This window comes from Streptomyces sp. NBC_00620 (assembly GCF_026341825.1).
GTDB lineage: Bacteria > Actinomycetota > Actinomycetes > Streptomycetales > Streptomycetaceae > Streptomyces.
Genome location: NZ_JAPENY010000003.1, coordinates 2,140,108 through 2,155,403, shown reverse-complemented (window position 1 = coordinate 2,155,403; position 15,296 = coordinate 2,140,108). Strand labels below are relative to the sequence as shown.

10 protein-coding genes are annotated in these 15,296 nt (G+C 71.8%); 8 read left to right on the top strand and 2 right to left on the bottom strand.

Features of this window, described 5'->3' with window-relative positions; genetic code table 11:
• Nucleotides 1-24: 24 nt before the first annotated feature.
• Nucleotides 25-645, top strand: coding sequence for a hypothetical protein (locus tag OG246_RS40630; RefSeq protein ID WP_266474315.1), 621 nt, complete (start codon nucleotides 25-27; stop codon nucleotides 643-645).
• 449 nt (nucleotides 646-1,094) lie between these two features.
• Here OG246_RS40630 and OG246_RS40625 read toward each other — a convergent pair whose 3' ends face one another.
• Nucleotides 1,095-1,730 (bottom strand): hypothetical protein, encoded by a 636-nt coding sequence (locus OG246_RS40625; RefSeq protein ID WP_266474313.1) that lies wholly within the window; start codon nucleotides 1,728-1,730, stop codon nucleotides 1,095-1,097.
• Nucleotides 1,731-1,951: 221 nt separating this feature from the next.
• Nucleotides 1,952-4,132, bottom strand: coding sequence for a RecQ family ATP-dependent DNA helicase (locus OG246_RS40620; RefSeq protein ID WP_266474311.1), 2,181 nt, complete (start codon nucleotides 4,130-4,132; stop codon nucleotides 1,952-1,954).
• 133 nt (nucleotides 4,133-4,265) lie between these two features.
• On the opposite strand from OG246_RS40620, the gene OG246_RS40615 reads away from it, so the two are divergent.
• The 7 genes from OG246_RS40615 to OG246_RS40585 all read left to right on the top strand — a co-directional run bounded on the left by OG246_RS40615 (nucleotide 4,266) and on the right by OG246_RS40585 (nucleotide 15,293).
• On the top strand, nucleotides 4,266-6,086 hold the full coding sequence (locus OG246_RS40615) for a DUF4192 domain-containing protein (protein WP_266474309.1): 1,821 nt from the start codon (nucleotides 4,266-4,268) through the stop codon (nucleotides 6,084-6,086).
• A gap of 443 nt (nucleotides 6,087-6,529) precedes the next feature.
• Complete coding sequence (locus tag OG246_RS40610) at nucleotides 6,530-8,569, top strand: glycogen debranching N-terminal domain-containing protein (RefSeq protein WP_266474307.1); 2,040 nt, start codon at nucleotides 6,530-6,532, stop codon at nucleotides 8,567-8,569.
• Nucleotides 8,570-8,700: 131 nt separating this feature from the next.
• Nucleotides 8,701-9,459, top strand: a complete 759-nt coding sequence (locus OG246_RS40605) for an NUDIX hydrolase (RefSeq protein WP_266474305.1) — start codon at nucleotides 8,701-8,703, stop codon at nucleotides 9,457-9,459.
• A 125-nt stretch (nucleotides 9,460-9,584) separates the two neighbouring features.
• Nucleotides 9,585-11,345: an ATP-binding cassette domain-containing protein gene (locus OG246_RS40600; protein ID WP_266474303.1), complete on the top strand. Its 1,761-nt coding sequence runs from the start codon at nucleotides 9,585-9,587 to the stop codon at nucleotides 11,343-11,345.
• A gap of 162 nt (nucleotides 11,346-11,507) precedes the next feature.
• Nucleotides 11,508-12,395 carry a FadR/GntR family transcriptional regulator gene (locus tag OG246_RS40595; protein ID WP_266474301.1) on the top strand — a complete coding sequence of 296 codons (888 nt, stop codon included), beginning with the start codon at nucleotides 11,508-11,510 and terminating at the stop codon, nucleotides 12,393-12,395.
• Between the two features lie 408 nt (nucleotides 12,396-12,803).
• The gene (locus OG246_RS40590) at nucleotides 12,804-14,342 is read left to right on the top strand and encodes an RNA polymerase sigma factor (protein WP_266474299.1); all 1,539 of its coding nucleotides are present in this window, start codon (nucleotides 12,804-12,806) and stop codon (nucleotides 14,340-14,342) included.
• A 132-nt stretch (nucleotides 14,343-14,474) separates the two neighbouring features.
• Nucleotides 14,475-15,293 (top strand): serine protease, encoded by an 819-nt coding sequence (locus tag OG246_RS40585; RefSeq protein ID WP_266474298.1) that lies wholly within the window; start codon nucleotides 14,475-14,477, stop codon nucleotides 15,291-15,293.
• Nucleotides 15,294-15,296: the final 3 nt, after the last annotated feature.

Sequence of the window (15,296 nt, the reverse complement as noted above, 5' to 3'; positions counted from 1 at the left end):
CCGGCGTTTGATAAAAATCAGCTCATGCCTCTCATTCCCGAGGAGCCTCAGATTCACGAGAGTGCCCAGGGTCCCCGCGCGACTCCGGCCAGTGGCCGCACCGCGCCGACCCCCCGTCCCGTACCCGGTCCCCGTCCCGCGGCTCCGCCGCGTCCCGGCCGTCCGGGTCCTGTCCGGCCGATGCCGGCCCAACGCACCCCGCGCGAGCCGGTCGTGGCCGCTCCGGGGCCGTCCGCCCCGGCAGCCGCAGCCGCCACTCCGCAGATCCAGCTCATCCCGGCCTCGGCCGAGGGCGCGCTGGACGCCGCCGAAGAAGCCGTCGACCTGCTGTTGGAGTCGGGCCGCGCCCCCGGTGAGGTGCTGGTGATCACCACCGGCGAACCGCACCCGTGGGCCGCGCACGAACTCTCCTTCGGCGAGGCCGCCTACTGGGCGCAGCACGACGCGGGCGACGACGTCTTCTACGCCGACGCCTCAGTTGTGGGCCGGGCCGCGTCCCGTCCCGTGGTCGTGGTCGCCGTCAACGGCGGTCCCGACCCTGTCGCCGCCACCGCCCTGCCGCAGGCCATTGGCCGGGCCGGTGCCTTGCTGATCGTCTGCGGTGACCCGCAGCAGATCAACTCGGTGCTGGGCGCGGGGGTCTGAGCGCGTTCCGGACGTCGTCCGGGGCACGCTCGGGGGGACGCTGAGGGTGCCGCCGCGGCGGCACCTGTCCGGCGGTCATCTTGACGTGCGCGCATGCCTGTGCGCCTGTGCGGGGTGTTCCATCGGCGGTGCCCCGCGAGGGCGGTACTCCTTGCGAGCTTGCCGCATGCGGGGCCTGTAGGCGGCTTTGGCGTACGACGGGTTCTGCAGGGATCGTGCGTGCCGGTACGGGGCGTACGACTGTTGCGGCCCCGGAGGCGGGGGTTCGAGACGTGGTTCGCGAGGTGCCGTCATCTCGCCCGGCCTGCGTGGGCACTTCCTCGCGACGCCTGGCCGTACGTCCTCTCAGCTGCCGTACGCCCTGTCGGCGCGCTTGGGAGATTGTTCGCCCCGGTTTTGGCTGACGGAGGCAGGCGGCTGCCCCGTCTTGGCCTGCGGTTGCCTCGGGCTCAGCGGGCGGCTGCCCGGCGCAGCACCTCCGAGGCGGCGCCGCCGGTGCGCGGCAGCAGCGGCGGTGCCGCTGTCGCGGTGAAGGACTCCGGGGGTGAGTCCGTGTTCGGACGGCGTCCGCCGCGGCCCTCGCCGAGGACCTGCCAGCCGTCACGCGTCAGTGTGATGTACGCCCCACAGCGCAGCCCGTGAAGCGTGCAGGCGTCCCGCAGCCCCCACATCCACGCCCCGTCCTCCTCCGTCCAACGCGCGTCGCCGTCACGGCAGTAGAGCAGCACAGCCGTGCGCACCGGAGTGCGGCGCCGCAGGTCGTGCGGGATGACCCGGCGCAGCTGCGCCAGCAGCGCGTTGCGGAACATCCAGCCGTCCGCCGGATCCGGACGCCGGGTGAACGAGGCGCTCGCGCTCAGCCGCTCGTCCGGATCAAGGACGGCCACGACCGCGGTCGAGGGCCTTGGCCGGTGCCGCGCATGCAGTCCGCTGACGACCTCACGGGGATTGCGCAGCAGCGGAATCCCGGCGGAGGCCCACTCGGCGGGTTCGAGCATCCGGGCCAGTGGGTCGGTGGAAGCGGCGGACAGATCGGCAGACGTCGACAAGGATGCCGCCGAGGACGGAGCGAATCCGAAGGTCACGTTCCTCCCTTCGGCTACGCGCCCACACTGCGGGCGGGGGTCGGACTTGGGGGAGCGCGCCGCGGCACAGCCCTACCGGACCACCGATGAGGCGTGCGGGGAGCGATCCCAATTCTTCCTGTCGAACTGGGATGCGGCAACGAGCAATTGGGGCCACCGACCGTTTTCCGGCTATACGTCGCCTATATCCCTGCCCACTGTTCTTGGTGGCGACACGAGAGTCACGCTTGCACGGCGAGGACCAGCGGCAACACCCCCTGCGCACCGGCTCGTCGAAGCATGCGCGACGCCACGGCGAGAGTCCAGCCGGTCTCCGTCGCGTCATCCACGAGCAGCACTGGACCGTCCGCTTCCTTCAGCGCGGCAGCCAGCTCGGGTGACACGGTGAGCGCTCCGTCGAGCGCCTTGAGCCGCTGAGCGCTGTTGCTCCGGGAGATCTGGGCGGCCGCACCGACGTACTCCACGGACCCCAGCAGCGGCAGCCGGCCGATCTCCGCGATCCGTGCGCCCAGCGACTGGATGAGCTGCGGACGCGCCCGTGAGGCCACGGTGACGACACCGGCCGGGCGGGGTTGTGCGTCGGGCTGCCCCGAGGCCCAGCCACCGGGTCCCTTCGCCCAGTCGGTCAGCACACCGACCACGGCTTTGGCGACATCGTCCGGCACGGGTCCGTCCGGTGCCTGGGGCGCGAGGATCGGGCGCAGCCGGTTGCCCCAGCCGATGTCCGAGAGTCGCCCCAAAGCGCGCCCCGGCGCGGCCTGTTCGCCGACCGGGATACGCCCCTTCAGGTCGACGCCGACCGCAGGCAGGCCCGTCGGCCACATCTTCCGGGGCTCGACCTCGACGCCCGCGCGGCCGAGCTCGCCATTGGCCGTGTCCAGTGCTCCGGGCGACACGGACGCCTCGAACCGGGCTCCCGCGCAGTTGTCGCAGCGCCCGCAGGGTGCCGCTCCTTCGTCGTCCAGCTGCCGCCGAAGGAACTCCATGCGGCAGCCGGTCGTCGTGATGTAGTCGCGCATCGCCTGCTGCTCGGTCGCCCGCTGCTTGGCCACCCAGGCGTAGCGCTCGGTGTCGTACGTCCATGGGTTGCCCGTGGAGATCCAGCCGCCCTGTACGCGCCGCACCGCCCCGTCCACGTCGAGCACCTTGAGCATCGTTTCGAGGCGGGATCGGCGCAGCTCCACCAGTGGTTCCAGGGCGGGGAGCGACAGCGGCCTGCCTGCCTGGGCCAGTACATCCAGCGTGCGGCGTACCTGCTCCTCCGGAGGAAAGGCGATCGACGCGAAGTACTGCCAGATCGCCTGGTCCTCCTTGCCCGGCAGGAGCAGCACTTCCGCATGCTCCACTCCGCGGCCCGCGCGTCCCACCTGCTGGTAGTACGCGATGGGGGAGGAGGGCGAACCCAGGTGAACCACGAATCCGAGATCGGGCTTGTCGAAGCCCATGCCCAGCGCCGAGGTGGCGACCAAGGCCTTGACACGGTTGGCGAGCAGGTCCTCCTCGGCCTGCTGACGGTCCGCGTTCTCCGTCTTTCCGGTGTACGACGTCACCGTGTGCCCGCACTGGCGCAGGAACGCGGTGACTTCCTCGGCGGCGGCCACGGTGAGCGTGTAGATGATGCCCGAGCCCGGCAGGTCACCGATGTGCTCGGCGAGCCAGGCCATCCGGTGGGCGGCGTCCGGGAGCCTCAGCACACCGAGGCTCAGGCTTTCCCGGTCCAGCGGCCCGCGCAGGACGAGGGCGTCCGTGCTGACTCCGGTGCCCAGTTGCTCGGCCACATCGGCCGTCACGCGCGCGTTGGCCGTCGCGGTGGTGGCCAGGACGGGAACGCCGGGCGGGAGATCGGCCAGCATGGTGCGCAGCCGACGGTAGTCCGGCCGGAAGTCGTGGCCCCAGTCGGAGATGCAGTGCGCCTCGTCGACCACGAGCAGGCCGGTCGCGGCGGCCAGCTTGGGCAGCACCTGGTCCCGGAAGTCGGGGTTGTTGAGCCGCTCCGGGCTCACCAGGAGAACATCGACCTCGCTCGCCGCGACCTCGGCCTGGATCGTCTCCCACTCCTCCGTGTTGGACGAGTTGATGGTCCTCGCGCGGATTCCCGCGCGTGCCGCCGCCTCCACCTGGTTGCGCATGAGCGCGAGGAGCGGCGAGACGATGACGGTGGGCCCGGCGCCGCGCTCGCGCAGCAGGGCGGTCGCGACGAAGTACACCGCGGACTTGCCCCAGCCGGTGCGCTGCACGACCAGGGCTCTGCGCTTGTCGGCCACCAGGGCCTCGATGGCGCGCCACTGATCCTCGCGCAGCCGGGCCTCACCGGGCCGGGCGCCGACGAGGCGGGCCAGCACGGCATCGGCCGCGGTACGCAGTTCTTCGTTGGCCGTGGGTCGCGGGTCTTCGTTGGTCATGGCCCCATGCAACCCGATGGGTCGGACAAAGCGCGAACGAAGCCCGTGAGCTGTGGACAAATCCTGTCGTGACCATGGTCATGGTTATCCACAGGGCAAAGCGGAATTTTGAGATCCGCGGGATGGTCACGGCATGACGAATCACGACGAAGCGGCCGGCTGGTCCGGCGACATGTACGGCAAGACGTCCGACAGCGCGTCCGATGAAAGGTCCGGCGACACGTCCGACAACGGGTTCGGTGGCGGGCGAGTCGAGCCCACGGAGCCGGCCGGGCGTATTGGCGGCGGCGGTCGCGCGGGCCATGGCGGGACCGGGCAGTACACGGGGCACGGCACTCCTGAGCCGGACTCACCGCACGGCATCCCCGAGCCGGACCCAGCGACGGACGCACCCGGGCAGCACGCGGGACACGGCGCCCCGGGCGGCCCGTGCGGCGAGCATCAGGTGACCCTGCGCACACCGGCGGAACTGGCCGACGCCCTGCCGTATTTGCTCGGGTACCGGCCCGAGGACAGCATCGTGCTGGTCGCCCTGCACGACGGGGAGCGGCGCGGTCGCTTCGGCGGGCGTGCTCGGCTCGGCATCCCCGCCAACTCCGAAGACTGGTCGTCCGTGGCCGAGCAGCTGGCGCAGGGGCTGGTGAAGGGGAGCGAGCGGCGAGGTGCCCGGCCCGAGAGCATGGTCGCCTACCTCTGCCAGGAACCGGCACGCGGTGAGTCGGGACGGGAGGTCATGGAACGGCTGCGCTCGCTGGCGCAGCTGCTGCGTACGGCTTGCGGCCGCCTCGACGTTCCGGTGATCGAGGCCCTCTGCATCTCCGACGGTCGCTTCTGGTCGTACTGCTGCCCGGGCCAGGGGTGTTGCTCACCCGAAGGTGAGTCGATGGGCCTGCCCGGCACCTCGGTTCTCGCCGCCGCCGCGACTTACGCGGGACTCCAGGTGCGGGGCACCCTGCGGGAACTGACGGCCAGGCTCGTTCCTTGGGAGACCGCGGTGGCGCTGGAGCAGGAAGCCGCGCTCGACACGGCGAGCATGGCCCTCGTTCCCAGGATTCTGGACGGTGAGAACCGTGCCGCTGTGGCCAAGGAGACCCTCGAACTCGCCCAGCGGGTCATGGTTCGGTTCACCGACGCTCCGCCTGTGTCCGGGACGCGTCCGGCGGACCTGCGTGACGACGGCCTGGTGGAGCACGAGGAGGCAGCCACCTTGATCCTCGGCCTTCAGGACCGCACGACCCGCGACCGTGCCGCCGAGTGGATGGAGGGCGAGGAGGCCGGACCCGCCCTGCGGCTGTGGCGAGCCTTGGCGCGCCGCTGCGTCGGCCCCTACCGCGAGCACGCCGCGGCACCCCTCACGCTAGCCGGGTGCGTCGCCTGGTCGACCGGTGACGAGCTTGAGGCGCGCGAGGCCTTGGCCATGGCTCTAGGTGCCGATCCCGATTACCTCTTCGCCCGCCTCCTCCACCAGGCGTGCAACGAGGGCCTGGACCCGGAATCGGTCCGCCGCTGCCTGCGCGCGGAGCGCACCGACCGTGTCGCAGCGGGAACGGAGCATCCCAGGGATCTTGCGGCACCGTTCGACGCAGCTGAACCGGCGCCGGGTTCCCAGACGGCAGGAACCGGGGCAGGACCGGTGGCCGGACCCGGGGTCGAACCAGTGGCCCGGTCACAGTCACTCGACGTCGTGGCGTCCTCGACCGACTTTGTTTCGGTCGAAGGAGCCGCTCCGCCCTCAGCGACCCCCGCCCGGCGCCGGCGCCGGGCACGCCCGGCAGGGAGCGGCGACGCACGTCAGAGTCGCCGGGCCCCTGGCGGAGGCAGTGCCCGGCGGCGTCGGCCCATCGAAGGGGGTTCGCCCGCAGGGGACGGACCAGGACGTGCGGCCGAGGGCGCGAGCAGTCGGTCACGAAACCGCCGTGAGGGCGGTCGGCATGGTGCGGAGGAGGACACGTGAGCGCCGGCTCCCACCGGGCCGACGAAGTACGGCGCCTCCGGCAGGCAAGGGCCAACGGCGTATGGCGCCTCCGGCACACAAGGGCCAACGGCTGCGCAGCCCCGGGATCGAGCGTCGGCCGCGCCGAGCACGCCGACAGAACACTTCCGCGGCGCGTCACGCCCTGCCCGCCACCCCACCGCCATTCGGTCGGCTTCCCCGGTCGAGAGCGTGACCCCGAGTGGGGCCGCTCCGTTCACCTGAGTGGCGGAACCGTGGCCGGGCCGCGCCGCCGCAACGCCCCTGACCCTCCGGAGCCCCCCACCCGGCGCCGAGTGCGCCCAAGGCGCGCGGAGCGCGGAGGAAACCGCCCCATGTCCTTGCCCACCCCGCCCTCGGCCCCCGACGGCGACCGTCCGCCCCTTCACAGAACCCCGCAGCCCTTCACGAGTCGAAGCGGCCGAATGAACCCGCGCGCGGCAACGGACAGCGCCCGGCCCTCCTTCGCGGCGGCAGGCGGCTCCGGGGCTCCCCAGGCGTCGCTGCCCGCACCGCCCCGGGCCGTGGACCTGCCACCCGCCCACACTGCCCTGATCTGTGTTGCCCTGCCGGGACTGGTGATCTCCACGGATCAGGGGCAACTGACCGGCCGCGGGCTGGAGGGCTTCTACCGCGCGGGACGGCGGATGCTCTCCCGGTGCCAGGTCCGGGTCGCCGGCCGCGAACCGCTCGCGGTTCAGGCCCGGATGCTCGCGGCCGACCGCGCTCGCTTCGTGGGGACGCTGCGCGCGTCCGCCGACGGAGGCCCGGATCCGGACGTCGTCGTCGAACGGACACGGCATGCGGACGGAACGGAGCGGATCACCCTGCGGAGCGCGGCCACCCGCACGCTGCGACTGCCCGTCGAAGTCGCCCTGGGTACCGATTTCGCGGAACTGAGCTCGGTGGCCGCGGGCAGAGCCGGGCCCGAACTGCCCGCCAGCGTTCACGACTCCGGCCTGCGCTGGTCCTGTGCCGCAGGACACTCGGCCGTCACCGCCGATCCGCCGCCCACCGACGCGCTGGCCTCCGCGGGACTGCTGCGCTGGGAGTTCGAACTGCCGCCCGGCGGCACCCGGAGCGTGGAGCTGCGCGTCCGGCCGGACGGTGCGGGGGCCGGCAGAGCGGTCGGACGCGGTGCGACAAGCCCGTTCGCCGAGGCCCGGGCAGCGGGCGACGACTCAAGGGTCCAGGCACTCCTGCACTCCTGCGTCGAGGATCTCCGGGCTCTGTTGGTGCGTGACCCCGGGCACCCGTCCGACACACACCTCGCGGCCGGCGCGCCCTGGCGGTGCGGCCTGGCCCCGGCCGAAGCGCTGGCCGCGGCGCGTATGACCCTGCCGCTCGGCACCCGGCTCGCAGCGGGCACCCTGCGGACTCTCGCGCGTACCCAACTTGCGGGCCCGAGGTCCGGGCTGATTCCCGGGCCGCGCCGGGACGCGGGCCCGCACCTGCCGCCGGGGTGCACGGCCACCGAGGCGACCCTGTTGTTCCCCGCGCTCCTAGCGGAGGCCCGGCGCTGGGGGCTCGCGGCGCAAGAGGTCGAGGAGCTGCTGCCCACGGCCGAGCGGTGCCTGGAATGGCTGCGGACGGCTGTCGGCGACAGCACCTACCTCCCCGACTCCTACCCCGGCGGGCCGCTCCGCTGCGAGACACAGGCACACGCCCACCGGGCGGCGCTGCTGGGCGCCGACCTGCTCGACGCTCACGGGCGGCCGGGTGGCGCGGGGCTGCGGCAGTGGGCCCAGGCGCTGCGAACCGCGTTCCGCGAGGACTTCTGGTTCGAAGACCGGGGAGGAGGCAGACCCGCGGCCGCCCGCGCCCCGGACGGACGCCTCGTGCCGCACCTCGGCGCGTCCACCGCCCACCTCCTCGACACCGGGCTGCTCGGCGCCGGCGCGACAGCCCCCGGCCTGCTCGACAAGGTGCAGACCGAGCAGCTCGCGCGGCTGCTCGGCGGCCCCGCCATGGACTCGGGGTGGGGGCTGCGCAGCCTCGGAGTGAAGGAAGCGGCGTACAACCCGTTCGGTCATCGCGCCGGCGCCGTACGCGTTCAGGAGAGCGCGGTCGCCGTCGCGGGGCTGGCCGCCGCGGGCTATGAGAAGGAGGCGAGCTCGCTGTTGCGCGGAGTGCTGGCGGCGGCCGAGACCTTCGGTCACCGACTGCCCGAGATGTACGCGGGGGAGCAGCGCGCGCAGGGCAGCGCACCACTGCCCCATCCCGCAGCTTGCAGACCCGCGGCCACGGCCGCCGCTGCGGGAGTGCTGCTCCTGACCTCCCTCGCGGGGATCCGCCCCGACGCCCCGGCCGGGACGGTCACCCTGCGCCCGGTCCGCAGCGCTCCGCTGGGCGAGATCGGGCTGACGGGACTGCGGATCGCGGGCGCCCCCTTTTCCGTACGCGTCAGCAGGCTCGGCCTGGCCATGGTCGAGGAAGCGGCCGAAGGGCTGCAGTTGGGAGTGTGACCTTGCGTGAAGCGCCTGCGTACGGCGACCGGCCGCGGTCGGGGAGACCTGTACCGGACGGAAGTGGATCAGCCGTGGAAGCGGTCGGCGAAGGGCGTGTTTATCGTCAGGCAGACGACTATGATCGCGGCATGCCCTACGACCCGTCAGCGTTTCCGCCCTTCGCCGTGACCGTGGACCTGGTTGTGCTGACAGTGCGCCGCCACGCCCTGTGCGCGCTGGCGGTACGCAGGGGTGAGCAGCCGTTCCAGGGTCGGTGGGCGCTCCCGGGCGGCTTCGTGCGGACCGACGAGGATCTGTCGCAGGCGGCGGCGCGCGAGCTGGTCGAGGAGACCGGGCTGTGCGCCCACGACCCGTCCGCTCCAGCCCAGGACAACGGTGCACACCTGGAGCAGCTCGCGACGTACGGCGACCCCAAGCGTGACCCGCGGATGCGGGTGGTCAGCGTCGCCCATCTCGCCCTTGCCCCCGATCTGCCCGCGCCCAGGGCCGGTGGCGACGCCAACAGCGCGCGCTGGGCGCCCGTCGAGGAGTTGCTGCAGCAGGGTGGCTACGGCCGTGACGGCGAGCAGGCGGCGCCCCTCGCCTTCGACCACGCGCAGATCCTCTCGGACGGGGTGGAGCGCGCCCGGTCCAAGATCGAGTACTCGTCGCTGGCCACCGCCTTCTGTCCGACGGAGTTCACCGTCGGCGAGCTGCGCCGGGTGTACGAGGCCGTCTGGGGTGTGGTGCTCGACCCGCGCAACTTCCATCGCAAGGTGACGGGCACACCGGGCTTCCTGGTGCCCACAGGCGGTACGACCACCCGCCAGGGCGGTCGGCCGGCCCAGCTTTTCCGGGCGGGCGGCGCCACGCTGCTCAATCCACCGATGCTGCGCCCCGAGGTCTGACGAAGAGCGGAGAACGCAGGTCCGGGCGTCGAGGACCGGAGTGTGCCCGCGAGCGCCCCGAGTTCCGTCCGCGACGAGCCTCAAGGTGCCCGAAAAAACAGACATTTCGCGCTATCTTGCTTCGGGTGATCCAGGCCATCGGACTGACCAGCAACCCCCGCAAGGAGCTTCCGCCCGCCGTCGACGACGTGTCCTTCGAGGCGCGCGGGGGCCGGGTCACAGCGATCGTCGGAGCCCCGGGCGCGGGCAAGACGACGGTGCTGAAGCTCCTGCTCGAACTCCAACAGGGCCGCGGAATCACCTACTTCAGAGGCCGGCCGCTGCACCGGATCGCTCACCCGTCGCGCGAAGTCGGCGTACTCCTGGGCGAGGTGCCGGGCCATCCGGCGCGGACCGTCCGTGGTCAGCTCCGCATGCTGTGCGCCGCCGCCGGTGTGCCCGTACGGCGCGCCGACGAAGTCCTTGAAGTGGTCGGCCTCGTCAGCCTGCGCGACGAGCGCCTGGGCACGCTGTCGCGTGGCATGGACCGGCGCCTCGGTCTGGCGTGCGCACTGTTGTCCGACCCGCACACCCTCGTCCTCGACGACCCGGCCGATGGGCTCTCCGCCCGCGAAGGCCGTTGGCTGCACGGGATTCTGCGCGCGCATGCGGCTCAGGGCGGCACGGTGCTGTTCACCACGGACGACCCGAAGGAGGCCGCGCACACCGCCGACCGGGTCGTCACGCTGGAAGCGGGCCGACTCGTCGCCGACCAGGAGGTCGCGGACTTCGCCCGTACCCGGCTGCGGCCCCGAGTCGCCGTCCGCAGCCCGCACGCCGCCCGGCTCGGTGCCCTGCTGACAAAGGAGGCCCGCACCGCGCGGCGTTCCGTCGAGATCGTGCGCGAGGACGGAAACCGGCTCTCGGTGTACGGCAGCACGTGTGCCGACGTCGGCGAGACCGCCTTCCGGCACGGCGTCCTCGTACACCAACTCGCCGACGAGATCGGCGACATGGGGCCTGTCGCCGCGCCGCCGGCCGAGGGCGACGCGCACCCTGGCGACGAGCCGCGCCCAGCCGGGACGCCGACCGTGGACGGCCTGCCGCCCCTCCCGCCGCCCATCGCCGTGCGCCAGGCGCCCAGCCCCCTGCGTCCCCTGCGCTACGAACTGCGCCGCGCCGCCGGAGTCGGCACCGGATACCTCACCACGGTCGCCGTCCTCGCCGTCTCGGCCCTCCTGTCCGTGCTGCTGGCCAGAATCGGTCACACGCCCCAGCCGCGCCTGCTGGCCGCCTGGCCGCAGGAGCTCCCGCTGCCGCCCGCCGCGCTCGGCGCGGGACTGCTCGGCGCGATCGCCTTCGGCGACGAGTTCCGCCACCCCGCCCTGGCCGCGGACCGCGGCACCGTCCCCCGCCGCCTGGGGCTGCTCGCCGCCAAACTCCTCGTCGCCTCGGTCACCGCGCTGATGCTGGCTCTTCTCACCATCGGATGCGACCTCGAAGCGCTCTATCTCGTCTACGGACGGGAGCTCACCGGAGTTCCCGCCGACTGGCTGTCCCTGAGCGCGAGTTGGACCGGCCTTGTGGTGGGCTGCGCCTGGGCTGGTGTGCTGGCCTCGGGCATCTTCCGGTCCACGACCGCCGGGCTCGCCGCGGTGCTCGCCGTGCCGATCCTCGTCGTACCCCTCGTACAAAAGGCCTTGGAGGGGCCGTCTGTGCGGACCGCGGCCGGGTTCTCCGGAAGGCTGCGGGAGCTGGTGCTGATGCAGTGGCCGTTCGGAGGAGAGCGCTATCTGGCGGCCGGGGTGCGGATGGTCGCCCAACCTGTCGGCGGTGCGCTGATGTTGTCGCTGACCGCCCTGCTCTGCGCATATCTGCTCACGACACTGCGGAGCAGGGTCCGATGACGACCTGCGGCGCCCTTCCGGTTCCGTGGTGCGCACAACTCCCCGGAGAACGCCCATTTCTTTCCGATAAGGCGTCAATTGCGACGGGGTGAGCGATCACCCTTTCGTGTGCTTTTCACCAAAGACCTCAAGGGAGTTGGAGACAGCGCCGACAAAGGATCCGTGAGTACCCTTGCGCAGACCATGATGACCGCCGCCCGCTCCGCAGACTCCGGCCTGGCCGGCCCGGGCGAACTCGACCGCTATCCCTATGCCGAGGCCCCTGGTGCCGGCCGCGTGGGTCCCCCCGCCTGGGAGAGCGCGGAACCTGAGCTGGGCCGTGTGGGCCGGCGTGCCGCGGGCAGCCGCGGGCGCGGGCTGCACGGTCAACTCGTCCAGCAGCTCGGCCAGATGATCGTCTCCGGCGATCTGGGCGCGGACCGCCCGCTCGTTCCCGAGGAGATCGGTCAGCGGTTCGAGGTCTCCCGCACCGTCGTTCGTGAATCGCTCCGCGTCCTGGAGGCGAAGGGACTGGTCAGCGCCCGCCCCAACGTCGGTACGCGGGTACGCCCGGTCAGTGACTGGAATCTCCTCGACCCGGACATCATCGAATGGCGGGCCTTCGGACCGCAGCGCGACGATCAGCGGCGTGAGCTGAGCGAGCTGCGCTGGACGATCGAGCCGCTCGCCGCGCGTCTTGCCGCGGGTCACGGGCGCGAGGATGTCCAGCAGCGGCTCGGCGACATGGTCGAGATCATGGGCCATTCCATGGCGCAGGGTGACTCCCTCACCTTCTCGCGGGCCGACGCGGAGTTCCACGCGCTGCTCATCCAGCTCGCGGGCAACCGGATGCTGGAGCACCTCTCCGGGATCGTGTCGGCCGCGCTGCAGGTCTCCGGCAACCCCGTCACCGGCTGCGACCGGCCGAACGAAGCCTCCCTGGGGCACCACGCCCGGATCGTCGACGCCCTCGCCGCGGCGGACGGCGCAGCGGCCGAAGCGGCCATGCGCCAACTGCTCACCGTCCATCCCGAGGTGGAGCGCGTGGTGCCCGCGCCGCGCGAGCACTGACCGCGCATCGAGGGCGACACGGTCGGGGGCGTGTGCCCTCTCGTGGCATCGCCCGGCCGGCGAACCATCTCCCGCGGGACCCCGTCGGATCCTCCTTGGACCTGGCGGGGTCCGGCGGTGTGATGGGGCGGCGGGCCCATCGGCTGACCTTCTCTGACCGTATCTGGCCGCTTTTGCGCGCTTACGGGGTGTGACTCGGGCCACGCAGATTGGGCGTAACGCTCGTCGAGGCAGCGCGATGACCTAAGAGGTGGCAGCCGAGGAGGGAATACAGACGCCGTTCATGGCGCTGTGCATCTTCCAGGCCCCCGCCCGCGCCGTCGGCCCATCCCCAAGTCGGCGGTCGTCGGCTCCTGTCCGTAGTGGACGGGGCCGGAAGCCGTTTTCCAACGTTCCGAGAGGTTGTTCGTGTCGGCCAGCACATCCCGTACGCTCCCGCCGGAGATCGCCGAGTCCGTCTCTGTCATGGCGCTCATCGAGCGGGGAAAGGCTGAGGGGCAGATCGCCGGCGATGACGTGCGTCGGGCCTTCGAAGCTGACCAGATTCCGGCCACTCAGTGGAAGAACGTACTGCGCAGCCTCAACCAGATCCTCGAGGAAGAGGGTGTGACGCTGATGGTCAGTGCCGCGGAGCCAAAACGCCCCCGAAAGAGCGTCGCAGCGAAGAGTCCGGCCAAGCGCACCGCCACCAAGACGGTCGCGGCGAAGACGGTGACCACCAAGAAGGCCACCGCCACCGCCGCCCCGGCCGTGCCCGCCGCCGACGACCCGGCTGAGGACGCGACCGCCCAGAAGGCCGCTGCCAAGAAGGCGACCGCCAAGAAGACCGTCGCCAAGAAGACGGTCGCCAAGAAGGCCGTAGCGAAGAAGACCACCGCCAAGAAGGACGACGCGGAGCTGGTCGACGACGAGGCGGCCGAGGAGACCCCCGGCGGCAAGCCCGGCGAAGAGGAAGAGGAGGGGGCCGAGAACAAGGGCTTCGTCCTCTCCGACGACGACGAGGACGACGCGCCGGCCCAGCAGGTCGCCGTGGCCGGTGCCACCGCCGACCCGGTCAAGGACTACCTCAAGCAGATCGGCAAGGTCCCCCTCCTCAACGCCGAGCAGGAGGTCGAGCTCGCCAAGCGCATCGAGGCCGGTCTGTTCGCCGAGGACAAGCTGGCCAACGCCGACAAGCTCGCGCCGAAGCTCAAGCGCGAGCTGGAGATCATCGCCGAGGACGGGCGCCGCGCCAAGAACCACCTCCTGGAGGCCAACCTCCGCCTGGTGGTCTCCCTGGCCAAGCGCTACACCGGCCGCGGCATGCTCTTCCTGGACCTCATCCAGGAGGGCAACCTCGGTCTGATCCGCGCGGTCGAGAAGTTCGACTACACCAAGGGCTACAAGTTCTCCACGTACGCCACCTGGTGGATCCGTCAGGCGATCACCCGCGCCATGGCCGACCAGGCCCGCACCATCCGTATCCCGGTGCACATGGTCGAGGTCATCAACAAGCTCGCGCGCGTACAGCGCCAGATGCTCCAGGACCTGGGCCGCGAGCCCACCCCGGAGGAGCTGGCCAAGGAGCTCGACATGACCCCTGAAAAGGTCATCGAGGTCCAGAAGTACGGCCGTGAGCCGATCTCCCTCCACACCCCTCTGGGTGAGGACGGCGACAGCGAGTTCGGTGACCTCATCGAGGACTCCGAAGCCGTCGTCCCGGCCGACGCGGTCAGCTTCACGCTCCTCCAGGAGCAGCTGCACTCCGTTCTCGACACCCTGTCCGAGCGCGAGGCGGGCGTCGTCTCGATGCGCTTCGGTCTCACCGACGGTCAGCCGAAGACCCTCGACGAGATCGGCAAGGTGTACGGCGTGACGCGCGAGCGGATCCGCCAGATCGAGTCCAAGACGATGTCGAAGCTGCGTCACCCGTCGCGCTCGCAGGTGCTGCGCGACTACCTCGACTAGGTCTCGGCCGTACGTCACTGAGGGCCCGACTCCCACGGGGGAGCCGGGCCCTCAGTCTGTGCGCGGAGTGCGAGTCCCCGTGTGCTGGATCACTCTGGGTTTTCCATGACCATCCCAGAGTGAGGAGCGCGCATGCGCCGTCCCCTTGCCTCCGCACTGGCCCTCGCGGCCGCTGCGGTCGCGATACCGCTGGCTTCCCCCGCCCCGGCGGCGGCCGACAGCATCATCATCGGCGGCTATCCGGTCGAGATCTCCGAGACTCCGTGGACGGTGGCGCTGTCCAGCCGTGACCGGTTCGGAGGTACGCGGGCGGGACAGTTCTGCGGAGGCGTGGTGATCAGCCCGTCCACGGTCCTGACCGCGGCCCATTGCCTGGGGACGGATGTGCTGGGGGCGCCGCCGCAACAGGTCCGCGACCTGAAGGTCATCGCCGGCCGGGGAGACCTGCTGTCGGGCGGCGGCAAGGAGATCCCGGTGAGCGGCATCTGGGTCAACCCCCAGTACGACAGCTATACGAACGCCGGGGACTTCGGCGTGCTCACCCTCGCCGCGCCACTTCCCGAGAGCTCGGTCGTCCGTATGGCACCCGCTGGAGACGCCGCGTACGCGCCGGGTATGGCCGCTGTGGTCTACGGCTGGGGCGATACGACGGGCGGCGGCGACTACGCGCGCAGTCTGCGGGCCGCGCGGGTGACCGTGCTCCCCGATGCCGCCTGTGAGGGCGCCTATCCGGGCAGCGCGGTCGGCACCTACCAGGCGGCGTCCATGCTGTGCGCCGGGGAGCTCACGGGCGGGCGGGACGCCTGCCAGGGGGACAGCGGCGGGCCACTGGTCGCCCAGGGGCGGCTCATCGGCCTGGTGTCGTGGGGGAGCGGCTGTGGGCGGGCCGGGAGCCCCGGTGTCTACACGCGGGTCTCCGATGTCGTCCGGAGGCTCGGCGGGAAACGCTGAGCG